The sequence below is a fragment of the Viridibacillus sp. FSL R5-0888 genome, assembly GCF_038009105.1.
GTDB classification, from domain to species: domain Bacteria; phylum Bacillota; class Bacilli; order Bacillales_A; family Planococcaceae; genus Viridibacillus; species Viridibacillus arenosi.
Genome location: NZ_JBBPAU010000001.1, coordinates 3273776 through 3298438, shown reverse-complemented (window position 1 = coordinate 3298438; position 24663 = coordinate 3273776). Strand labels below are relative to the sequence as shown.

Sequence of the window (24663 nt, the reverse complement as noted above, 5' to 3'; positions counted from 1 at the left end):
GGACAAGTATGAAAATTCGCGACATAGGGGTATTATCGGCAGTTATTTTAATTGTAGCGATGCTCATTATCCCTCTACCTCCGTGGATGTTAAGCTTTCTCATTATTATTAATATATCGCTAGCGTTATTAGTTTTATTAACAGCTATGAACATGCAAGAGGCACTTCAATTTTCAATTTTCCCATCATTACTTTTATTACTTACATTGTTTCGCTTAGGATTAAATGTTTCAACAACCCGAGCAATTTTAAGTGGTGGTGAAGCTGGGAACGTAGTTGAAACATTTGGTACCTTTGTTGTAGGTGGCAATATTCTTGTCGGTTTAGTCGTGTTCGTAATTTTGATAATCATTCAGTTTATCGTTATTACGAAAGGGTCTGAGCGTGTTTCTGAAGTTGCAGCCCGTTTTACATTGGATGCGATGCCAGGTAAGCAAATGGCGATTGATGCAGATTTAAATGCAGGATTAATTTCTGAAACAGATGCTCGTCAAAGACGTGAAAAAGTAAGTAATGAGGCCGATTTCTACGGAGCTATGGACGGTGCCACAAAATTTGTAAAAGGGGACGCCATTGCAGGTATTATTATCGTCATCATTAACCTGCTTGTAGGAATGATTATCGGCGTTGTGCAAATGGATTTAGAGTTTTCTGAAGCAGTGCATTTGTTCTCTACTTTAACAGTAGGTGACGGTTTAGTATCACAAATTCCAGCATTATTAATTTCTACAGCAACTGGTATTGTAGTAACCCGCGCAGCTTCTGACGGTAATTTAAGTACAGATATTACGGGGCAATTACTTGCTAATCCGAAGTTGTTGTATATTGCAGCAGGTACAATCTTTCTGTTAGGGATTGTAACTCCAATTGAATTAATTTATACAGTGCCATTGGCTGGGCTACTTGCATTCGTCGCCTATCGTATAAGTCATCAAAAACAAGAAGAAATTGAAGAGTTACAAGAAATTGAAGAAGAAGTGGCTTCTGATAATCTGAAAAGTCCAGAAAATGTCATTAATTTATTGAATGTTGATCCAATTGAATTTGAATTCGGATATGGATTAATACCATTAGTAGATGCAGCCCAGGGTGGGGATTTATTAGATCGTGTTGTAATGATTCGACGACAACTTGCGCTTGAGTTAGGGATTGTCATTCCGGTTGTTCGTATTCGCGATAATATTCAATTACAACCGAATGAATATCGTATCAAAATAAAAGGGAACGAACTTGCGCAAGGTGAACTATTATTAGATCACTACTTAGCAATGAGTCCTGGAGATGATGACTCCATTGAAGGAATCGATACAGTAGAGCCCTCATTTGGTTTACCTGCAAAATGGATTACTGAGCAAGTGAAAGAGGAAGCCGAAATGCTTGGGTATACAGTAGTAGATCCGCCTAGTGTTGTTTCTACTCATTTGACTGAAATTATTCGTGCAAACGCTTCAGACTTACTTGGTCGCCAAGAAACAAAACAATTAATCGATCATTTAAGAGAATCAGCACCAATTTTAGTTGAAGAGTTAACACCAACGCCATTATCAATTGGTGAAATTCAAAAAGTATTGGCAAAATTATTGGAAGAAAATGTTTCAGTTCGCAATTTACCAATTATTTTCGAGACATTAGCAGATTATGCAAAGCTAACATCAGATGTAGATGTTCTTACTGAGTATGTCCGCCAAGCACTTGCTCGTCAAATTACTGCTCAGCATGCAGGCAGTCAGCCAGAATTAAAAGTATTAACTGTAGCTGCTAAAGTGGAAAAAATGATTGCAGATAGTATTCAACAAACGGATCACGGAAACTATTTAGCGATGGATCCACAAGATTCTCAAGCGATATTAGAATCTATTGCAAGAGAAATAGAACGTATTGCATTCTTTGAACAATCTCCGGTGATCTTATGCTCACCAGCTGTTCGAATGTACCTACGACAATTGACAGAGAGATATTTCCCTCAAATTCCAATTCTTTCGTATAATGAACTGGAAGCATCAATTGAGATCCAAAGTGTTGGGGTGGTGAATGTTGAATGAAAATGAAAAAGTATGTAGCACCGTCAATGCCAGCCGCAATGAAAAAAGTTCGTGCTGATTTTGGTGATGATGCAGTCATTGTCAATTCAAAAGTAGTTTATTCAAAGGGTTTTTTAGGATTATTCAAAAAGAAAAGTATTGAAGTGGTAGCAGGGCTAGATCGCGCAGAAGTAAGAGAGTCTGCGCCTCTTCTAGCTCCAGTTCAGCCTTTGATTGAAAAAAGTATTCATTCAGATCAAAATTCTGAAGAAATCAAAAAAGAAATAGCTGATCTAAAATTACTTATGCAATCAATGCAACGACACTCTGTAGGGGCCAAGTATCCAGATGAACTCTTACCTCTGATTGAACAACTAGAGAAACAGGAGCTAAATCAAGAGCTTGTCACATGTATTGGTGATGAGCTTTTTGCAATTATAAAAAATAGTAAAGGAGATTTATTGCAAGAGGAGCTTTTCAAACTTGCAAAAGAATCTCTAATAGCTAGTATTGAACAACTTCCTTTCGGTGGCATTTCTTATGAGAAAAAATATATAAACGTTTTAGGACCAACTGGAGTTGGTAAAACGACAACAATTGCCAAAATGGCTGCTAGAGCCGTACTTGAGAAGAAACAAAAAATAGGTTTCATTACGACTGATACGTATAGAATTGCTGCGATTGAACAATTGAAAACGTATGCGAATTTATTACAAGCACCTGTAGAGATTGTTTACAACAAACAAGACTATGAACATGCGCTAGAAAAATTTGATCATCTAGATTTAATCTTTATAGATACCGCTGGGCGTAACTACAAAGAAGTGAAGTACGTAGAAGATTTACAAAAATTAATCGATTTCGAACAAAACATGGAAAGCTTTTTAGTCCTATCAATGACATCAAAAGAGCGAGACATGGAAACGATAATTCAACAATTTTTGGCATTTCCTATTACTAAACTAATATTTACTAAGCTTGATGAAACAAATTCTATTGGCTCAATGATTAATTTAATGGTTAAATATAATAAAGGACTTGCTTACTATACGACTGGTCAAGAAGTACCAGAGGATATTGAGGAGGCTTCTTTAGAAAGTGTAGTTGAATTGTTCTTTCAAGGAGATAGGAAATGAGAGATCAAGCAGAATCTTTAAGAATGTATATGATGCGTAGCCAAGGATTAATAGGGAAATCTATTGCGGTTGTCAGTGGTAAAGGTGGCGTTGGAAAAAGCAATTTCACCACGAATTTTTCTAATACTTTAGCCTCTTATGGTAAAAAAGTTGTCATTGTTGATATGGATATCGGGATGGGCAATATTCATATTCTTTTAGGTGAAAGTGCTAGGAAAAGTTTGAAGGACTATTTACAGGGGGAGTGTTCATTACAAGAGGTTATTTTTGAGGGGCCAAATGGTTTGCAATATATTTCCGGTGGTACGGGTATGGTTGGGCTAATGGAATGGTCTGATAAAATGTTTAATCGTTTGATTGAAGCATTTGAAGCGTTGCAAAAGTCATTTGATTACATAGTGTTCGATATGGGAGCAGGAGCAACTAATTGGTCTTTAGATTTGTTAGTCGCTGTTGAAGATATTATTGTCATTTCTACAACTGAGCCAACATCAATTACAGATGCTTATTCAATGATGAAATATATTCACTTTAAAGACCCAGAGAAAAAATTCTATCTTCTTTGTAATCGTACAATGGATCAAGAAGAAGGTCCTGATGCCCTTAGACGTTTAAGCCATGCTATGTCACGATTTTTGTCAAAAGAAGTCACTGTGTTAGGGTCTTTACCTGAAGACCCACTTGTAAGACAGGCTGTTCGTAAACAAGTTCCTTTTTCGATTTTATTTCCAAATGCGCCAATTACGAAAACGTTACGAGATATAACTTATCGTTATATGAAAGATTGCATTGAGGAAGTACATGCACCGGCTCAGACGAATAAGTTTTTGTCTAAATTGAAGAGTATTTTTTCGAAAGGTCGTGATTAGTTGAACATTTCTCAACCGAAAAAGTTACTCATCGTTGATGATTCTGCTTTTATGAGGAAGCTCATATCAGATTTTTTTACGGATAATACTAAAATACAAGTTATAGGCACGGCTCGTAACGGTAATGATGCATTGCGCAAGATTAAAAGTCTTAAGCCTGATGTTGTGACTATGGATGTTGAAATGCCAGAAATGAATGGTTTAGAAGCTCTTAAAAGAATCATGGCAGAGTCACCAGTACCGGTTGTTATGCTATCAAGTACGACAGAACGGGGTGCGGATTCGACCTTAGAAGCAATGGCAAATGGTGCTGTTGATTTTATTGCTAAACCTAGTGGTACAATTTCGCTTGATTTACATAAAATCAAAAATGATCTTGTGTATAAAGTTGAACATGCTGCAAATGTACAAGTTTCAAAACTTCGGCAAACGATTGTCCAATCAAATACAACTAAATTAACTGGAGAATTGAGTGGTTCTGGTCTTTTATCACGAAATGTACCGAGAGTTCAGCAACAGATAAGAATGGCTGAAACAGCTGCAACACAAGTCAAAAAAGAATGGTCAGCTCATACTAAGAAACTGATACTTATTGGTACTTCAACTGGAGGTCCAAGAGCTTTACAAGAAGTCATTACTAAAATACCGGCAACCATCAAAGCTCCCATCCTAATAGTTCAACATATGCCTGCTGGTTTTACAAAGTCATTATCCAATCGATTAGATCAACTGGCTGATATTACTGTAAAAGAAGCTGAAAATGGTGACATTTTGCAAAATGGAGTTGCTTACATAGCTCCTGGTGGCTATCATATGAAACTTCGCAAAATAGGTATGTCTTATGGCATCACACTAGATGCTCAAGAGCCTCCTCGTGGAGGGCATAGACCTTCTGTTGACGTACTTTTTGAAGATACTTGTCAATTTCATGAAATTGATAAAATAGCCGTTATTATGACGGGAATGGGTGCCGATGGAACGAAGGGTTTAATTCAATTAAAGAATACAGGAAAAGTTATAGCCATTACTGAATCTGCTAATACATGTATTGTGTATGGCATGCCTAAAGCTGCTTTTGAAACTGGATTAGTTGATGAAGTAGCGGATGTAGATGATATTGCAGATACGATAATGAAATATTTGCCTTAAAGGGGGCCATTCTATGGATACGAATCAATATTTAGAAGTGTTTATTGATGAAAGTAAAGAGCATCTTCAGTCTTGTAGTGAAAGTCTACTAGAATTAGAGAAAAACCCAGATGATTTAGCAATTGTGAATGATATTTTCCGTAATGCTCATACATTAAAAGGTATGTCAGCGACAATGGGCTTCGAAGATTTAGCTGATTTAACTCATAAAATGGAAAATGTTTTAGATGCTATTCGTAACGAAAAGATTAAGGTTACACCAGAAATTTTGGATGTTGTCTTTGAGTCAGTAGACCATCTTGAAGAAATGGTTAACGATATTGCAAGTGGTGGAGATGGGAAAAAGGATGTAAGTGCAACAGTAGAATCTCTAAAGAAAATTGAATTAGGTGAAGTATTTACGAATACAATTTCAAATAACGAAGTGGCAGCAACTACAAATGTTGAACCCGCAGTGTTACTTGAATACGATGACTTTGAATTAACGGTTATACAACAATCACAAGAACAAGACTTTAACACTTATGAAATTTCAGTTCATCTACGTGAAGATTGTTTATTAAAAGCAGCACGCGTATATATGGTGTTTGAATTACTTGAAAAATTGGGTGATGTTATCAAATCATCTCCTTCTGTTGAAAAGCTTGAAGAAGAGCAATTTGATAATGACTTCTATATTGCCTTTATAACAAAAGAGCCAGCTGAAGATATTGAAAAGAAATTGTTAAAAGTATCTGAAGTAGATCGTGTCATTGTACAGCTAGTTGATTTCCAAGTCTTAAATCAAGCAATGCTAGGAACGGTAGAAACTCCACAAATTGAACAAGCCGTTGTAGAACAACCACAACAACAGGTTGCCAAGAAAGAATCTGTCGATGCACCTGCTGCTAAAAAGACACCTGTAAAAAATGGTGGTGGTCACGCAACTAGTAAAACAATTCGTGTGAATATTGAACGACTTGATATTTTAATGAATCTGTTTGAAGAGTTAGTAATTGATCGTGGGCGTTTACAATCAATCGCGTCAGAATTAAATCATAGCGAACTAAATGAAACAGTTGAAAGAATGTCCCGAATTTCTGGGGACTTACAAAATATCATTTTAACAATGCGAATGGTGCCAGTTGAAACAGTATTTAATCGTTTCCCTAAAATGGTGCGACAGTTAACGCGTGAATTAAACAAAAAAGTAAATCTAGAAATTATCGGAGCTGAAACAGAATTAGATCGTACTGTTATTGATGAAATCGGTGATCCACTTGTTCACTTAATTCGCAATGGCTTAGATCATGGTGTTGAGAGCCCTGAAGTACGTCGTGCTAAAGGAAAACCAGAAGAAGGTACAATCGTTCTGCGTGCTTACCATAGCGGTAACCATGTCTTCATCGAATTAGAGGATGACGGCGCAGGTATTAACCGTGAAAAAGTATTGTCTAAAGCAATCTCTAAAGGTGTCGTAACGCCAGAAGTTGCAGCATCAATGACAGACAATCAAGTAAATGAATTAATTTTATCATCCGGGTTCTCAACGGCAGACGTTATTTCAGACGTATCCGGTCGTGGTGTAGGACTAGATGTAGTTAAATCCACAATAGAATCTTTAGGTGGGAATATTACAATCGAATCGACTGAGGGTAAAGGTTCATTGTTCTCAATTCAACTACCGTTAACATTATCTATTATTTCTGTAATGCTTGTGGAAATTGAAAAAGAGATTTATGCAATTCCTTTATCTTCAATTATTGAAACATCAATTATTCGCTCTTCGGATATTATGAATGCACACAATCAAAAAGTAATTGATTTCCGCGGAAAAGTTGTGCCTCTTGTATTTTTAGAGGAAATCTTTGAAGTACCACGTAATGAAGCAATAGATGAAGAGTTCCATTCAGTGGTCATCGTCCGTAAAGGTGAGAAAATGGCTGGACTAGTTGTTGATTCATTTATTGGACAACAAGAAATTGTTCTGAAAGCTTTAGGAAATTATTTAACAAATGTCTTTGCTATTTCTGGTGCAACAATTCTTGGTAACGGAAAAGTTGCATTAATCGTAGACTGTAACGCGCTTATTAAATAATGAAATGATTGAAAGAGGTGTAAATGATGGTAAATACGCTCGATATAGAAAGTTTGAAAGTAATTGTTTTTCAATTGGCAGATAAAGAGTACGCAATTCCTGTTAGTCAAGTTCAAGGAATTGAAAAAACAATGCATATTACACGTGTTCCAAAAACACCGAGATACGTGAAAGGTGTTATCAACTTACGAGGTGTAGTAACGCCAATCATTGATTTACGCGAACGTTTTGACTTGGATACTTCTTCAGATAATGAAAGTACTAGAATCATCATTATTTCATTGGATGAAATGGAAGTAGGATTTATTGTTGATGCAGCTAATGATGTAATGGATATACCAAAGGAATCAATTGAACCGCAACCTGAAGTGGTTGGTTCATTAGAAGAAGAATTCATTTCAGGTGTTGCGAAAGTCGGTAAGCGCCTTCTTATTTTGCTTCATTTAGATAAAGTACTAAATACGTTAAAGTAAAGAAAGGTATGAACCTATGACATTTCAAGATAAAATCACGTCATTACATTTAGATGTTTTGAAAGAGATTGGTAACATTGGAGCAGCGCATGCTGCTACTGCTCTTTCATCTTTATTGAATACAAAAATAGATATGCGTGTACCGAAAGTTGAAATGGTGTCATTTAATGAAATGATGGAAAGAGGTGGCGGTGCGGAACAAGTAGTCGCTGGCATCTATTTGAGAATTGAAGGAGATGCTAAAGGTGGAATGTTCTTTATTCTACCGATTGAACAAGCTAATCACTTCATACAAAAATTAATACGAGATGAAGGCTTTGATTTCCGTAAAACACCTGTTTCCGAATTAGGTTTTTCTGCAATGCAAGAGCTCGGAAATATTTTATCGGGCTCATACTTATCAGCGCTCTCGGATTTCACTGGTTTGAAAATTTATCCAACTCCACCTGCGTTAAGTATTGATATGTTTGGTGCTATTATCAGTTTTGGATTAATTGAAGTATCTCAAGTGAGCGATCATGTTATCGTCATTGATACTACGATTTATGAAGAAAATATGGGAGATACAGAGACTGTAAGAGGACATTTCTTCTTGTTACCTGATCCCGACTCCTTTGAATCTATTTTTAGAGCATTAGGAGTTTCTTAATATGATAGATAGCCCTAGTGTAGTCAAAGTAGGAATAGCTCAAATGGACGTAGCAAAAGCGCCTAACACAATCCGAACATCTGGATTAGGTTCATGTGTAGGTGTAGTGTTATATGATGAATCAAAAGGGATAGCAGGGTTAATTCATGTGATGCTTCCAGATTCACAACTCGGTAGAACAGACTCGATCAATGTGGCGAAATTTGCCGATACAGGTATTCCTGCCATGGTAAATCAACTGAAACAAGAGGGGATCCAACTTTTTAAGCTAAAAGCAAAAATAGCTGGAGGGGCGCAGATGTTCCAATTTACATCGAGTAGAGATTCTATGAGAATTGGACCACGCAATGTAGAGGCTGTGAAGTTGCAATTAAAGAAACTGTCCATTCCTCTAATTGCGGAAGATACTGGTGGTAGTAGTGGTCGAACGATAGAGTTTGATTTACAAACGACCAAATTAAATATTCGAACAGTAAATCAAGGAGTGAAAGATATATAATGGTTGGTTCTATTTTATGGAATTGTTGGGCTTCTCTGATTGGATTTTCAATTTATTTTTTCATAACATTCCAATCATTTAAGACGCCAACGACGATATTATCAAGTTCATTTATTGTTGCGTTAGTCGTATTTTTAATTGCGTTTTTAGTACGTTTTGTCATTGCATTTGTCTTTTTTTCACCACTATCAGAAGAGACTCATGCTGAGGGTGAACTTGCAATGAACAATGAACAAGTAAAAGAGCAACAGACTGGTCAAACGAATAATAACATTGAAGAAAATGCTGAAGAAGTAGCAAAAGTAGTTCAATCCATGATGTTAGAAGACATCAAATGATCATGATTTGCTTGGAATTAGAGGATTTTATACAGAAATAGATTGATATAATAGATTTACAAATTGTACTTTACTAAATGGGAGGATTCGGCGATGCAACCAACTGTTAATGAAGAGCAGAAGCTTTGGAGTAGCTGGACTGCTGAACGAGATCCTCGTGCAGGAGACTTGCTAATACGAAAGTATATCCCATTAGTATCCTATCACGTACAGCGTATTAGTACTGGCTTACCTAAAAATGTGTCAAGGGATGAATTAACAAGCCTTGGAATGATGGGACTCTTCGATGCATTAAATAAATTTGATCCAACTCGTGATTTGAAATTTGATACATATGCATCATTTCGCGTTCGTGGTGCTATTATTGATGGTCTTAGAAAAGAAGATTGGCTTCCACGTTCTGCTCGTGAAAAAGCAAAAAAATTAGATGCACAAATTGAGTCGTTAGAACAACGTTTAATGCGTCATGTAACACCAGAGGAAATTGCTGCTACTTTAGATGTGCCTGTTGATGATATCTATCAAACAATGCAAGAACACTTTATTTCAAATGTATTATCAATGGACGAGCAGTCTTCAGACCAGGATGATCATGAAGGTAAATCATTTATTATCCGTGATGATACTGTGAAAACACCTGAACAAGAAGTTGTGAAAATGGAATTACTCGGGGATCTTGCGGACAATATATTGAAGTTAAATGAGAAAGAGCAACTTGTATTAAGTCTGTTTTATACAGAAGAAATGACACTCACTGAAATTGGAGAAATGCTAGAGCTTTCAACTTCACGTATTTCACAAATCCATTCAAAAGCATTATTTAAATTGCGGAATCTATTATCATCTGAAATGCAAAATGCATAAATGGAGGCATGTTGTATGAGCTTAAAAGGTGTCGAGCTTCAAATAGCTATTCCAAAAACATTTGAAGCGGGTAAAATGGCTGACCAAGCACAACAACAAGTAAACACGAACCAAGACTTGGCCAATGCAGCTTTGCAACGCCAAATTGAGCGCAATCGCACTTCTGTATTGGAATCGGAAAGTACCGATGAGATTAAAGATGAAGATCCATCTGCGAATAATCAATCAGGTAGTGGCAAGAATAGTAAGAAAAAGCATGACTCAGAAGAAGTGAAAGAAAAAGCTAAACATCCATATAAAGGACAATTTGTGGATTATAGCGGTTAGGAGCAACAATGGTAGTTGCAATACTTGTCTTTTTATTCATGGCGCAAATCATCAGCTTTTTTTTAATTATCATGCTATATACTAAGCTTTCTCGTTTTAAAGATATTGAAGTAAAACAAGAGCGTTTAAAAGATGACATGGATAATGCTGTTGGTGCATATTTGGCTGAAATGCGTGATGAAAACAATCGATTAATCGAAGAGCTTTCCAACATTAATATAATAAATAAAACAACTAACAATGAGCCGGTGGTACAATTGTTGGAAGAAAAAGAAGTTCCAGTTGTACCTGAAAGGGAACAAAAGCAAAAAAGCGAAGAAGCTTTTTTACTATCAACAATTAGTGCATCAAAAAATGTTGCAGCAAAAGCTTATAATCAGAACCAAACTCAACCACAAAAAAAACACCAAACGTTTGAAGCAGTTCTTCAAACGGAAAAAGAGACCGTAGCAGGCATAGAAATTTCGGTAGAGGATCAAGTTCGAGAACTATATTCTCAAGGTCGATCAATCGAAGAAATTGCAAAATCTTTACAAAAAGGTAAAACTGAAATTGAACTGATACTAAAGTTTAAACACTAAATTTGTTGCAGTTGTAAGTATTGTGTGATATAGTAGCAAGTGGTGTTACAATACACACGTATTCTGATGTATGGAGCAGGTGCTCTTTTAATAGAGTTACTCTTACAAATGACGAATACGGAGGACAAAAAAACCATTTTCAGGAGGAAACACACATGTCAGTAATTTCTATGAAACAATTACTTGAGGCTGGTGTACATTTCGGTCACCAAACTCGCCGTTGGAACCCAAAAATGAAGAAATACATTTTTGTTGAGCGTAACGGTATCTACATTATCGATTTACAAAAAACTGTTAAAAAATTAGAGGAAGCTTATGACTTCATGCGCCAAGTTGGTGCTGATGGTGGTAAAGTGCTTTTCGTTGGTACGAAAAAACAAGCACAAGAAGCTATCAAAGAAGAAGCAGAGCGTTCTGGTAACTACTATATTAACCAACGTTGGTTAGGTGGTACTTTAACTAACTTCGGTACTATCCAAAAACGTGTTGCTCGTATGAAACAAATCGAAAAAATGGAAGAAGACGGTACTTTCGAAGTTCTTCCTAAAAAAGAAGTTGTTCAACTTAAAAAACAACACGAACGTTTAGTTAAATTCTTAGGCGGTATCCGCGACATGCAAGGTATTCCTGATGTTATGTTCGTTGTAGATCCACGTAAAGAACGTATTGCTGTTGCTGAAGCACGCAAACTAAACATCCCTCTTGTAGGTATTGTTGATACTAACTGTGATCCAGATGAAATCGACTACGTTATTCCTGCAAATGACGATGCAATTCGCGCTGTTAAATTATTAACTGCAAAAATGGCAGACGCTTTAATTGAGTCTAAACAAGGTGAAGAAGAAGCTCCAGCTACTGAAGCTGCAGCAGAGTAATTCACAAGTAAGAAACAGGTGATAAGCGGCTAAACCCTCTTATCGCCTTTTTTTGAGAAAACAAAAAAATTCATAACATGATTACACAAGGAGGAACTAACAATGGCAGTAACTGCACAAATGGTAAAAGAATTACGCGAAAAAACTGGTGCCGGTATGATGGATTGTAAAAAAGCATTAGTACAAGTAGACGGAGATATGGACGCAGCAATCGACTTCCTACGTGAAAAAGGTCTTTCTTCTGCAGCTAAAAAAGCAGATCGTATTGCAGCTGAAGGTACAACTTTCATTTTAGAAGAAGGAAACGAAGCTGTACTAGTTGAAGTAAATGCTGAAACTGACTTCGTAGCTAAAAACGAAGGCTTCCAAGTTCTTGTAAAAGAATTAGCAGCTTACCTTCTAGCTACTAAACCTGCTTCAGTTGAAGTGGCTTTAGAATCTACTATGGAAAACGGTTTAACAGTAGCGGATCACATTTCAAATGCGATTGCTAAAATTGGTGAAAAAATCACTCTTCGTCGTTTTGAAATCGCTACAAAAACTGACGCTGACTCATTCGGACCATACCTACACATGGGCGGTCGTATCGGCGTATTAACTGTAGTTGAAGGAACAACTGATTCTTCAGTCGCTAAAGACGTAGCTATGCACGTTGCAGCTTTAAATCCTAAATACATTACTCATGACCAAATTTCTCAAGAAGAAATCGATCACGAGCGTAAAGTATTAACTGAACAAGCTCTTAACGAAGGTAAACCAGAAAATATCGTAGCTAAAATGGTTGAAGGCCGTCTACGTAAATACTTCGAAGAAATCTGTGTTCTTGACCAACCATTCGTTAAAAACCCAGACCAAAAAGTTGGCGATTTCGTTAAAGCTGCTGGCGGTACTTTAAAATCATTCGTACGCTATGAAGTGGGCGAAGGTATTGAAAAACGCGAAGACAACTTTGCTGAAGAAGTAATGAACCAAGTTAAAGGTAACTAATTATTACACATTTAATATATCAGACTAGGGAGCACAGCTTTTCGTGTTCCCTATTTTTCAAGAAAAAAGTATGACGGAGGTTTCCAATGAGTGTGCCACAATACAAAAGAGTCGTCATCAAATTAAGCGGTGAGGCTTTAGCAGGGGATCAAGGCTTCGGACTTGTTCCTAATATCGTAAAATCAGTAGCAGAACAAATTAAAGAAGTTGTGGACCTAGGAGTAGAAGTTGCCCTTGTTGTTGGCGGCGGTAATATTTGGAGAGGTAAGATCGGTAGCGAAATGGGTATGGAACGTGCAAATGCGGACTATATGGGTATGTTAGCTACTGTGATGAACGCTTTAGCATTACAAGATTCATTAGAAAACCTTGGTGTTGAAACACGCGTGCAATCTTCAATAGTTATGACACAAGTAGCGGAACCTTATATTCGTCGTAAAGCAGTACGCCATTTAGAGAAAAAACGCGTAGTTATTTTTGCGGCTGGTACAGGTAATCCTTACTTCTCGACAGATACAACAGCTGCATTACGTGCAGCTGAGATTAACGCCGATGTAATATTAATGGCGAAAAACAATGTAGATGGCGTATATTCAGCTGATCCAAAAACAAATGCAGATGCAGTAAAATATGATAATTTGACATACTTAGAAGTTATTCAACAAGGTTTGCAGGTAATGGATTCTACTGCTTCAACACTTTGTATGGACAATGATATCCCGCTCATAGTATTCTCAATAATGGAGAATGGAAATATTAAACGTGCCGTTCAGGGTGAAACTATTGGCACAGTTGTTAGGAGGAATTCGTAATGCCTAAAGAAGTGATGACTCAAGCGAATGAGAAAATGACAAAAACAATCAACGCGTATTCTCGCGAACTAGCTTCAATTCGTGCTGGACGTGCGAACGCTTCACTATTAGACCGAATTTCAGTTGAATATTACGGTGCACCAACACTAATTAATCAATTAGCAGGTATATCTGTTCCTGAAGCTCGTCTTTTAGTAATTCAACCATATGACAAAACAGTTCTAGGTGATATCGAAAAAGCACTAATGAAATCAGATATTGGTATTACACCAACTAATGATGGGAATGTAATTCGTTTAGCAATCCCTGCATTAACTGAAGAGCGCCGTAAAGAACTTGTTAAAGTCGTTAAAAAGTCTGCTGAAGATGCTAAAGTTGCAATTCGTAACGTGCGTCGTGATGCAAATGAGGATTTCAAAAAGCTCGAAAAAAATGGCGATATTACAGAAGACGATTTACGCGGCTATGCTGATGATGTCCAAAAGGCTACAGACGAAAGCATTGTAAAAGTTGATGAACTTGCTAAAGAAAAAGAGAAAGAAATAATGGCAGTTTAATTTCAAGAACCTTGTTTTCTAAAAGACGTCCTAACTAAGGGGACGTCTTTTTTTTAAACAAGATTAAGGAAAAGAATTCTTATTTTTGATATGATAGATGAAGTATACGTTCCGATTTGTAAGCTAGTGGAGGATTCTAAATGTTGAATAAACTCGTATGGAGAAAATCAGATAAACAAAATCGAAATTTACAGGAACGAATTTCAGATATGACTGGAGAAATTGTGCCCAAACACATTGCTATTATTATGGATGGTAACGGTCGTTGGGCAAAAAAACGTGCAATGCCACGTGTAGCTGGTCACCATGAAGGTATGAAAAATGTTCGTAAAATTACAAGGGCTGCAAATGCGATTGGCGTGAAGGCTCTTACTTTGTATGCTTTCTCAACTGAAAATTGGAAGCGACCTAAAATGGAAGTAGAATTTTTAATGCGCTTACCTGAGGAATTTTTAACTTCATTTTTACCCGAACTCATGGAACTGAATATTCGAATCGCTATGATTGGAGAAATGGACTCTCTTCCTGAACATACACAAAATGCTGTAAAAAAAGCGATGAAAGATACGGAAAAAAATACAGGGATGGTATTAAATTTTGCACTAAATTATGGTAGCCGTTCTGAGATAGTATCAGCGGTACAACAATTAGTTCAGAAAGCTCAAGATGGTGAAATTGCATTGGAAGATATTACAGAAGATAGTATTTCAACGCATTTAATGACTAGTGAGTTACCAGAACCTGATTTATTAATTCGTACAAGCGGAGAGATTCGTTTGAGTAATTTTATGCTTTGGCAGCTAGCATATACTGAATTTTGTTTTACTGACACGCTCTGGCCGGATTTTGACGAACATTCACTTTTAGATGCGGTGAACGATTATCAAAAACGTAATCGTCGATACGGAGGATTGAAAGGGGAATAAAACGTGAAACAGCGTATTATCACAGGCGTCATTGCTGCTGCGTTATTTATACCATTTGTTGTTTTGGGAGGACTTCCATTTTCGTTATTAGTATATGCGATGGCAGCAGTTGGTCTGTATGAAATTTTACGAATGAAGGGTATATCGCTATTTTCAGTACAAGGCATTCTAACATTACTAACAATGTTTATTTTGCTAATGCCAAATGATTGGGAGGCAAAAGTTTTAGAAGTAACATCTTATTCGAAAATGGAATTTCTATTTTTAGGTGCTATTCTATTACTAATTTATACAGTGCTAATTAAAAACAAGTTCACCTATGATGAAGTAGGGTTTGTTATTATTAGTGTGCTTTATGTAGGTATGGGTTTCCATTATTTGATTGAAACACGAATGGAAGGGTTAGAATATGTTATCTATGCCTTGGTTATCGTGTGGACAACTGACTCAGGTGCTTATTTTGTAGGGCGCAAGCTTGGAAAAAACAAATTGTGGCCAGAAATTTCACCAAATAAGACAATTGAAGGATTTGTAGGCGGGATTGTTACCGCTATTGTCTTTGCAATACTATTCCAACTGATTGTTGGTATTGAAACAACATATGTCACTTTAATTATTGTAACGGTTATTGCTTCTATTTTCGGTCAATTGGGCGATTTAGTAGAATCAGCGATTAAACGTCATTATGATGTAAAGGACTCCGGTAAAATATTACCTGGACATGGCGGTATTTTAGACCGTTTTGATAGTTTATTATTTGTATTACCATTGTTGCATTTCTTGCACTTTGTTGGATGAAGAAGGAGAATATTTTGATGAAATCAATTAGTTTACTAGGCGCAACAGGATCTATTGGTATTCAAACGTTAGATATTGTGAAGGACCATAAAGATTCGTTTCAACTTGTAGCCTTCTCTGCAGGGAAAAATATCGAAAAAACACGTGAAATTGTAAAGGAATTTAAACCTCTTATCGTATCAGTGCAATTGGCTGAAGATGCAGTTGCATTGCAAAAAGAGTTTCCGAAAACTGATTTTGTTTTTGGTGCACAAGGCTTACTAGACGTAGCTACTTGCCCTGAAGCTGATGTGTTGGTCAACGCAGTATTAGGTAGTGTTGGATTAGAACCAACATTAGCTGCGATTAAAGCTAAGAAGAATATTGCCATTGCTAATAAAGAAACATTAGTTACTGCCGGTCATATAGTAATGTCGGAAGCTAAAAAACATGGTGTGGCAATTTTACCAGTAGATAGTGAACATTCAGCTTTATGGCAATCGATGCACGGCGAGAACCGAAAAGACATTTCACGTTTAATATTAACTGCTTCTGGTGGTAGTTTCCGCGATCAAACGCGTGAAGATTTAAAAAACGTAACTATAAAAGAGGCGTTAAATCATCCGAACTGGTCAATGGGAGCCAAAATTACAATTGATTCAGCAACATTGATGAATAAAGGACTTGAAGTCATTGAAGCGGCAGTGTTATATGATGTGGATTATGATAATATTGACGTGTTAATACATAGAGAAAGTATTATTCACTCAATGGTTGAATATCATGATACTAGTATTATGGCTCAACTAGGTACACCTGATATGCGAACACCAATTCAATATGCTCTTAGTTATCCTGAGCGTTTACCACGTTCAACCGCAGAACGTCTTGATTTGGCGAAAATATCTCAATTACATTTTGAAAATGTAGATTTACAACGTTTCCGCTGCCTTGATTTCGCATATAAAGCAGGTCGAATGGGAGGGACAATTCTTACAGCCATGAATGCGGCAAATGAAGCAGCTGTTGGAGCTTTTTTGCAAGAAAAGATTAAATTCTTGGAAATTGAAGATCTTATTGAAAGAATTATGGACAAACACGTGAACATTTTACAACCTGATTTAGAAACTATTTTACACGTAGACAAAGAAACGAGAAAATCAGTTCAAAGCATGATAAAATAACTACAGGATTGAATGATATTTTTTCAAGCTGAAGAAGGTGGGATTCCATGCAATCAATCATTGCATTCATAGTAGTGTTCGGCTCAATTGTATTTTTTCATGAGCTCGGTCACTTTATTTTTGCGAAACGTTCAGGTATTTTAGTTAGAGAATTTGCAATCGGCTTTGGTCCTAAAATTTTAGGGATTACAAAAGGTGAAACATTGTATACTATTCGATTACTTCCACTTGGTGGTTATGTACGAATGGCTGGAGACGATATGGACAATATCGAATTACAACCTGGTTATAGAATCGGTATGCAACTGAATGACAAAGATGAAATCGAAAAAATTGTTTTAAATCAAAATAAGCAACTACCGGACATGTTATTTTTGGAAGTTGAAAAGGCGGATCTACAAAAGGAATTGTGGATTGAAGGCTATGACGAAGATGAAAAACTTGTGCGTTATGATGTAGCGCGTGATGCAGTTATTAATGAAAATGGCACGGAAACAATTATTGCTCCTTATGATCGTCAGTTTAATTCAAAATCATTAGGTAAACGTGCAATGACGATTTTTGCAGGGCCATTATTTAACTTTATCCTTTCATGCATAATATTCATTGTTATTGGACTAGTTCAGGGAATTCCAACAAATGAGCCTGTTATTGCTGATGTAGTAAAAGGTAGTCCAGCTCAAGCGGCGGGTATCGCTAAAGGGGATGTCGTTACGGCTATTAATGGCAAAGCGATTGACAGTTGGCAAGAATTATCTGAAGCTATTCAAAATAGCCCGAAAAAAGAAATGACCTTGGATGTACAACGTGGTGAAGAAAAAGCGCAAATTACACTAACACCAAAAGAAGTTGTAGTAAATGAACAAAAAATGGGACAAATAGGTGTACAATATTCAAGTCCGATGGAAAAAAATCCACTAAAAGCATTCTCGTATGGTGTGGAGCAAACGTATACATGGACAATGAAAATCTTTGAACTATTAGGTATGCTTGTAACTGGTAAATTTACACTAGATGCATTATCTGGTCCTGTTGGTATATACAAAGCAACTGAAGAGGTAGCTAAATACGGGTGGACAAATGTCATGAACTGGGCAGCTATTTTAAGTATCAACCTAGGAATCATGAATTTATTACCTCTACCAGCTTTAGATGGTGGACGCCTATTATTCTTCGGTTTTGAAGCTATACGTGGCAAACCGGTTGATCGTCAAAAAGAAGGCATGGTGCATTTTGTTGGTATTATGTTGTTAATGATTTTAATGATTGTCGTTACTTGGAACGATATTCAAAGATTTTTCTTTTAATAAATAATTATAAATAACGCAAAAGGTGTGGTTTTTATGAAACAAAGCAAAACATTTATCCCAACCTTACGTGAAATACCTGCTGATGCTGACGTTAAGTCTCATCAGCTATTATTACGTGCAGGTTTTATTCGTCAAAATACAAGTGGTGTCTATTCATACTTACCACTAGCTACAAAAGTACTTAAAAAAATAGAGCAAATTGTTCGCGAGGAAATGGAAGCAATCGATGCTGTCGAATTGTTAATGCCTGCTTTACAGCAAGCTGAGCTTTGGCAAGAAACAGGACGTTGGGAAGCATATGGTCCAGAGTTAATGCGTTTAAAAGACCGTCATAACCGTGATTTTGCATTAGGAGCTACACACGAAGAAGTTATTACTTCTTTAGTGCGTGATGAAGTAAAATCTTACAAAAAATTACCATTAACACTTTATCAAATTCAAAATAAATTCCGTGATGAAAAGCGCCCTCGTTTTGGTTTATTACGTGGTCGTGAATTTGTTATGAAAGATGCATATTCATTCCATGCTACACGTGAAAGTTTAGATGAAACATATAATGATATGGTAAAAGCTTATACGAATATTTTCACTCGACTTGGCTTAAACTTCCGTGCAGTTATCGCAGATTCAGGTTCAATAGGCGGTAAAGATACACACGAATTTATGGTGTTATCTGAAATTGGAGAAGATACAATTGCGTTCTCTGATGAATCAAGTTTTGCTGCAAATATTGAAATGGCTGAAGTAAACGTAGAGTATAGTCATTCAAATGAAGATATGAAAGAACTTGAAAAAGTTTCTACACCTGACCAGAAGTCAATCGATGAGATTGTTGAATTCTTAAAAGTATCACCTGAATCTTGTATTAAATCATTAGTATTTAATGTAGATGACGACCTAGTTGTTGTATTAGCTCGTGGAGATCATGAAATCAACGATATTAAATTAAAAAACGCACTGGATGCACAATCTGTTGAGTTAGCAGATGACAAAGTTATCTTTGATTTACTAGGTAGTCATGTTGGTTCTTTGGGACCTGTAAAACTTCCTATTAATGTAAAAGTGGTTGCGGATAATGCAATCAAATCTATCCGTAACGGTGTATGTGGTGCAAATGAAGACGGTTTCCACTATATTAATGTAAATCCAGGCCGTGACTTTGCAATTGATCGTTTTGAAGATTTACGCTTTATTCAAATTGGCGACCCATCTCCAGACGGAAAGGGCACAATTAAATTTGCTGAGGGTATTGAAGTTGGGCATGTATTCAAACTAGGTACAACATACAGTGACTCTATGAAAGCAACTTTCCTGGATGAGAATGGACGAGCTCAATCATTTATCATGGGTTGTTATGGTATCGGTGTGTCTCGCCTGGTAGCTGCAGTTGCAGAACAATTCCAAGATAGCTATGGCTTTGTTTGGCCAAAACAAATTGCTCCTTATGATATTCACTTGATTTCAGTGAATGAAAAAGATGAGGCACAAAAGAACTTAACTGAAGAAACGTACAAATTGTTACAATCATATCGCTATGATGTGCTTTATGATGATCGTAAAGAGCGTGCAGGAGTTAAATTCGCAGATGCAGATTTAATCGGTTTACCAGTACGTGTTACAATTGGTAAAAAAGCTTCAGAAGGTATTTTAGAAGTGAAATTTAGACAGTCTGGCGAAACTTTCGAATGGGCTAAAGAAGAGTTAGTCGATCGTTTGAATAACTTTTTTCACGCTGAGTAATGTTGAATGAGTCAAAAGGGGGAAGTACTTTAATGTACTTCTTTTCTTTTTTTACAGAAGGTAGGTGGGATAATGACAAACGAGCAAGACGCAAAGTTGAAATTTCAACTACTGCTCCAACAAATTGATTTAACAGAAGACGTATATATGCCTTATTTTAATGCTGCTGAATTAGCTAGAATGACCGTACACAAAAAAGAACGCGTTTGGCGATTTTCTCTCAAATTACCTGCGATTCTACCATTTGGTGTGTATCGCGAATTTGAAACACGCTTAACAAAGGCATTTTCGCAAATTGCTCAAATTGAATTGGATATTAAAGCTCCGCAACAAACAATTTCAAAGGAATTAGTAACAGATTATTGGCTAAAAGTGATTGAAGACATAGATGAACTATCCCCGCCATTGCGAGAAGGTTTAGTGAAACAACTGCCTGAATGGAATGGTCAGAAAATGATGATCACTTGTCAACAAGAGCTAGAAATGATGACTCTTAAGAAAAAGTACACAGAGATCATAGCGGACGCTTATGAAACCTATGGATTCCCGCATATGCCAATTGATTTTCAACTTAATGAATCAACTGAAGCATTAGCAGAAGCGCAACTTGCATTTTTAGAACAACGCCGTATAGAAGAGGAAGCTTTTGCAAAAAAAGCCGTCGAAGATATGCAAAAGCGTGAAAAAGAACGCAACGATAATCCAAGTGGTGTAGACGTATCAGACCGACCATTCCAACTGGGGATTCCTATAAAGCCAGATGAGGCAATGATGGAAATTCAACAAATTCAAGATGAAGAACGACGTATCACGATTGAAGGATTTGTTTTCGATGCAGAAGTAAAAGAGTTACGTAGTGGTCGATCGCTACTGACTTTGAAAATTACCGACTATACTGATTCCATTTTAGTTAAAATGTTCTCACGAGATAAAGAGGATGCTGCACTTATGCAACAGGCTAAAAAGGGTATGTGGGTGAAGGCACGAGGCTCCGTTCAAAATGATACATTTGTTCGTGATCTAATTGTTATGGCACAAGATATTATGGAAATAAAGCCTATCTTACGTAAAGATACTGCTCCAGAAGGTGAAAAGCGTGTCGAACTACATCTTCATACTCCAATGAGTCAAATGGACGCCGTTACATCTGTTGGTGATCTTGTTGCTCAAGCAGCTAAATGGGGACATCCGGCAATTGCAATTACAGATCATGCTGTTGCTCAATCATTCCCAGATGCCTATAATGCGGGTAAGAAGCACGGTATAAAAATTTTATACGGATTAGAAGCCAATCTAGTAGATGACGGTGTACCTATTGCATATGATGAACAGCATCGCCTCCTTGAAACGGATACATTTGTTGTCTTTGACGTAGAAACAACTGGATTATCAGCTGCATACGACACGATTATCGAGCTTGCTGCAGTTAGAATCGTTAATGGTGAAGTTGTCGATAAATTCGAGAGTTTTGCAAATCCTCATCATCCTCTTTCTGCAACAACGATCGAACTAACAGGTATTACAGATGATATGGTTAGAAATGCACCAGAAGTTGTGGATATGATAAAGAAATTCCATGATTTTATTGGTGATGGAATTGTTGTTGCTCACAATGCTTCATTTGATATAGGTTTCTTATATGAAGCTTATAAAAAAGCAGGAATTGATGAGAAGAATCATCCGGTTATTGATACATTGGAGCTTGCACGTTTCTTACACCCAGAAATGAAGAATCACAGATTAAATTCTTTATGTAAAAAGTTCAATATAGAATTAACACAACATCACCGTGCAATTTATGATACGGAAGCTACAGGATTTCTACTTTTACATCTCTTAAAAGAAGCAGATGAAAAAGGTATTAAATATCACGATGATTTCAACAAAAATATCGGTGGAGGCGACTCATACAAACGAGCTCGACCTACACACTGTACAATTTTAGCAACTGATAATGTCGGTCTGAAGAATCTCTTTAAACTTATTAGCTTTTCACATACGCAAACTTTTTACCGTGTACCGCGTCTTACACGTTCAATGTTAACGAAGTACCGAGAAGGATTAATTATCGGTTCAGCTTGCGATAAAGGTGAAGTTTTCACAACTGTTATGCAAAAATCAATGGAAGAAGCAGAACAAGTTGCAAAATTCTACGATTATCTAGAAGTACATCCAAAGGCTGTATATTCACATTTGATTGATAGTGAACTTGTACGTGATGAATGGAACTTAGAAGATATAATCCGTAAAATTGTCAAGTTAGGAAAAAAATTAGATAAGCCTGTTGTGGCAACAGGCAATGTTCATTATTTAAATGAAAATGATGCTATATTCCGTCAAATTTTAATCCGTTCACAAGGTGGGGCAAACCCATTGAATCGTCATACATTACCAAAAGTGCATTTCCGCACTACTAATGAAATGCTAGATGCATTTGCTTTTTTAGGTGACGATATTGCAAAAGAGATTGTTGTAACGAACCCTCAGAAAATTGCTAATATGATTGGCGATGTGAAACCGGTAAAAGATGATCTTTATACACCTAAAATTGAGGGTGCAGACGAAGAAGTACGTAATATGAGTTATGATATGGCTCATTCTATTTACGGACCCAACTTACCTGAGGTTGTAGAAGCACGTCTTGAGAAAGAATTAAAATCGATTATTGGCCATGGATTTGCTGTTATATATTTAATTTCACATAAACTTGTGAAGAAATCATTAAATGATGGTTACTTGGTAGGTTCGAGGGGGTCGGTAGGTTCGTCACTTGTTGCAACAATGATGGAAATTACCGAAGTAAATCCTTTACCTCCACACTATGTATGTCCAAATTGCCAGCATGCAGAATTTTTTGATGACGGTTCTGTTGGGTCAGGCTTTGACCTCCCGAATAAGGATTGTTCTGAATGTGGTACGCCCTATCAAAAAGATGGTCACGACATTCCATTCGAAACTTTCCTTGGATTTAAAGGAGATAAAGTTCCAGATATCGACCTTAACTTTAGTGGTGAATATCAACCACAAGCCCACAACTATACGAAAGTATTATTTGGCGAAGAGTATGTGTATCGCGCGGGAACAATTGGTACGGTCGCAGAGAAAACTGCATATGGATATGTAAAAGGTTATGCAAGTGACAATAACTTAAATTTCCGTGGTGCAGAAGTAGACAGACTTGTACAAGGGTGTACGGGTGTTAAACGAACAACAGGGCAACATCCAGGCGGTATTATCGTAGTACCTGATTATATGGATATTTACGATTTTTCGCCGATTCAGTTTCCAGCAGATGCACAGGATTCTGAATGGAAAACAACCCATTTCGACTTCCACTCAATCCATGATAACGTATTAAAACTAGACATACTTGGACATGATGATCCGACAGTTATTCGTATGCTACAAGATTTATCAGGAATTGATCCCAAAACAATTCCTACTGATGACGTAGAGGTTATGCAAATTTTCAATGGACCAGAGTCATTAGGTGTTACAGCTGAGCAAATCAACTGTAAAACAGGTACTTTGGGTATTCCTGAGTTTGGTACACGATTTGTTCGTCAAATGTTAGAAGAAACGAAACCGTCGACATTTTCAGAGCTTGTCCAAATTTCTGGACTATCTCACGGTACTGATGTTTGGTTAGGGAATGCTAGTGAATTAATCCAAAATGGTACATGTGTATTATCTGAAGTTATAGGCTGTCGTGATGATATTATGGTGTATCTAATCTATCAAGGGTTGGAGCCGTCATTGGCCTTTAAAATTATGGAGTCAGTGCGTAAAGGGAAAGGTTTATCAGAAGAATTTGAAGCAGAAATGAAAGCTAATAAAGTGCCTGGGTGGTACATTGATTCATGTAAGAAAATTAAATACATGTTCCCAAAAGCCCATGCTGCTGCATATGTATTAATGGCAGTGCGTATTGCATATTTTAAAGTACATTTACCAATTCTTTATTATTGTGCATACTTTAGTGTGCGTGCTTCAGACTTCGATCTTATCGCGATGGTGAATGGTTCACAAATGATTAAGTCAAAAATTGATGAAATTGATGCAAAAGGGTTAGAAGCTTCTACGAAGGAAAAAAGTTTGCTAACTGTCCTTGAGCTTTCTTTAGAAATGTGCGAACGTGGTTATCATTTCCAAAAGGTAGATTTGTATCGTTCTAAAGCAACGGAATTTGTGATTGATGGGGATAGTTTAATCCCTCCTTTCAATGCAATTCCAGGTCTTGGTAACAACGTAGCGTTTGCTATTGTTAAAGCTCGAGAAGATGGCGAGTTCTTATCAAAAGAGGATTTGCAACAACGTGGACGTGTATCAAAAACATTGATCGAATATATGGATAAACTTGGTTGTTTAGAAGGTATGCCAGATGCTAACCAACTCTCTCTGTTCTAGGGTTTATTTGCATTTCGGGCTATACTGTGCTATCATTTATTTAATTAATTTGTTGATAGAACACCAGCAAAAGAGTGGGATTTCCCGCTCTTTTCTGTTGTTATG

Annotated in this window: 22 protein-coding genes; all 22 read left to right on the top strand. The window is 36.8% G+C overall.

What is annotated here, in order from left to right:
- Positions 1–8 precede the first annotated feature (8 nt).
- The 22 genes from flhA to MKY02_RS16410 all read left to right on the top strand — a co-directional run bounded on the left by flhA (position 9) and on the right by MKY02_RS16410 (position 24558).
- Entirely contained in the window at positions 9–2042 is a 2034-nt protein-coding gene (gene flhA / locus MKY02_RS16515) for a flagellar biosynthesis protein FlhA (protein WP_038184144.1), read from the top strand.
- Positions 2039–3157: a flagellar biosynthesis protein FlhF gene (gene flhF / locus MKY02_RS16510; protein WP_038184157.1), complete on the top strand. Its 1119-nt coding sequence runs from the start codon at positions 2039–2041 to the stop codon at positions 3155–3157. Before flhA ends, flhF begins: the two co-directional genes overlap by 4 nt.
- Positions 3154–4026: a MinD/ParA family protein gene (locus tag MKY02_RS16505; protein ID WP_038184160.1), complete on the top strand. Its 873-nt coding sequence runs from the start codon at positions 3154–3156 to the stop codon at positions 4024–4026. The genes flhF and MKY02_RS16505 overlap by 4 nt, the downstream gene beginning before the upstream one ends.
- 51 nt (positions 4027–4077) lie before the next feature.
- Positions 4078–5175: a protein-glutamate methylesterase/protein-glutamine glutaminase gene (locus tag MKY02_RS16500; protein WP_235175723.1), complete on the top strand. Its 1098-nt coding sequence runs from the start codon at positions 4078–4080 to the stop codon at positions 5173–5175.
- Positions 5176–5188: 13 nt separating this feature from the next.
- On the top strand, positions 5189–7252 hold the full coding sequence (locus MKY02_RS16495) for a chemotaxis protein CheA (RefSeq protein WP_038184165.1): 2064 nt from the start codon (positions 5189–5191) through the stop codon (positions 7250–7252).
- Between the two features lie 26 nt (positions 7253–7278).
- A complete protein-coding gene (locus MKY02_RS16490; RefSeq protein ID WP_038184167.1) occupies positions 7279–7725 on the top strand; it encodes a chemotaxis protein CheW in 447 nt (148 codons plus the stop codon).
- A gap of 16 nt (positions 7726–7741) precedes the next feature.
- Entirely contained in the window at positions 7742–8374 is a 633-nt protein-coding gene (locus tag MKY02_RS16485) for a chemotaxis protein CheC (RefSeq protein WP_038184169.1), read from the top strand.
- Position 8375: 1 nt separating this feature from the next.
- On the top strand, positions 8376–8873 hold the full coding sequence (locus MKY02_RS16480; protein WP_038184171.1) for a chemotaxis protein CheD: 498 nt from the start codon (positions 8376–8378) through the stop codon (positions 8871–8873).
- Complete coding sequence (locus tag MKY02_RS16475) at positions 8873–9211, top strand: hypothetical protein (RefSeq protein ID WP_038184173.1); 339 nt, start codon at positions 8873–8875, stop codon at positions 9209–9211. The genes MKY02_RS16480 and MKY02_RS16475 overlap by 1 nt, the downstream gene beginning before the upstream one ends.
- A 93-nt stretch (positions 9212–9304) precedes the next feature.
- On the top strand, positions 9305–10075 hold the full coding sequence (locus MKY02_RS16470; RefSeq protein ID WP_076034006.1) for a FliA/WhiG family RNA polymerase sigma factor: 771 nt from the start codon (positions 9305–9307) through the stop codon (positions 10073–10075).
- A 15-nt stretch (positions 10076–10090) separates the two neighbouring features.
- On the top strand, positions 10091–10402 hold the full coding sequence (locus MKY02_RS16465; protein WP_038184179.1) for a hypothetical protein: 312 nt from the start codon (positions 10091–10093) through the stop codon (positions 10400–10402).
- An 8-nt stretch (positions 10403–10410) separates the two neighbouring features.
- Complete coding sequence (locus MKY02_RS16460) at positions 10411–10983, top strand: hypothetical protein (RefSeq protein WP_340711549.1); 573 nt, start codon at positions 10411–10413, stop codon at positions 10981–10983.
- Positions 10984–11138: 155 nt separating this feature from the next.
- Positions 11139–11858, top strand: a complete 720-nt coding sequence (rpsB, locus tag MKY02_RS16455; protein ID WP_038184184.1) for a 30S ribosomal protein S2 — start codon at positions 11139–11141, stop codon at positions 11856–11858.
- A 102-nt stretch (positions 11859–11960) separates the two neighbouring features.
- Entirely contained in the window at positions 11961–12845 is an 885-nt protein-coding gene (tsf, locus tag MKY02_RS16450) for a translation elongation factor Ts (RefSeq protein WP_038184187.1), read from the top strand.
- Positions 12846–12931: 86 nt separating this feature from the next.
- The gene (gene pyrH, locus MKY02_RS16445) at positions 12932–13657 is read left to right on the top strand and encodes a UMP kinase (protein ID WP_038184190.1); all 726 of its coding nucleotides are present in this window, start codon (positions 12932–12934) and stop codon (positions 13655–13657) included.
- Complete coding sequence (gene frr, locus MKY02_RS16440; protein WP_038184193.1) at positions 13657–14214, top strand: ribosome recycling factor; 558 nt, start codon at positions 13657–13659, stop codon at positions 14212–14214. The genes pyrH and frr overlap by 1 nt, the downstream gene beginning before the upstream one ends.
- Positions 14215–14354: 140 nt before the next feature.
- Positions 14355–15140 carry an isoprenyl transferase gene (locus MKY02_RS16435; protein ID WP_038184196.1) on the top strand — a complete coding sequence of 262 codons (786 nt, stop codon included), beginning with the start codon at positions 14355–14357 and terminating at the stop codon, positions 15138–15140.
- Between the two features lie 3 nt (positions 15141–15143).
- Entirely contained in the window at positions 15144–15938 is a 795-nt protein-coding gene (locus MKY02_RS16430) for a phosphatidate cytidylyltransferase (protein WP_038184199.1), read from the top strand.
- 17 nt (positions 15939–15955) lie between these two features.
- Positions 15956–17101, top strand: coding sequence for a 1-deoxy-D-xylulose-5-phosphate reductoisomerase (locus tag MKY02_RS16425; protein WP_038184202.1), 1146 nt, complete (start codon positions 15956–15958; stop codon positions 17099–17101).
- Positions 17102–17148: 47 nt separating this feature from the next.
- Positions 17149–18408, top strand: a complete 1260-nt coding sequence (gene rseP / locus MKY02_RS16420; RefSeq protein WP_038184205.1) for an RIP metalloprotease RseP — start codon at positions 17149–17151, stop codon at positions 18406–18408.
- 36 nt (positions 18409–18444) lie between these two features.
- Positions 18445–20151 (top strand): proline--tRNA ligase, encoded by a 1707-nt coding sequence (locus MKY02_RS16415; RefSeq protein ID WP_038184209.1) that lies wholly within the window; start codon positions 18445–18447, stop codon positions 20149–20151.
- 72 nt (positions 20152–20223) lie between these two features.
- Complete coding sequence (locus MKY02_RS16410) at positions 20224–24558, top strand: PolC-type DNA polymerase III (protein WP_076065414.1); 4335 nt, start codon at positions 20224–20226, stop codon at positions 24556–24558.
- Positions 24559–24663 lie beyond the last annotated feature (105 nt).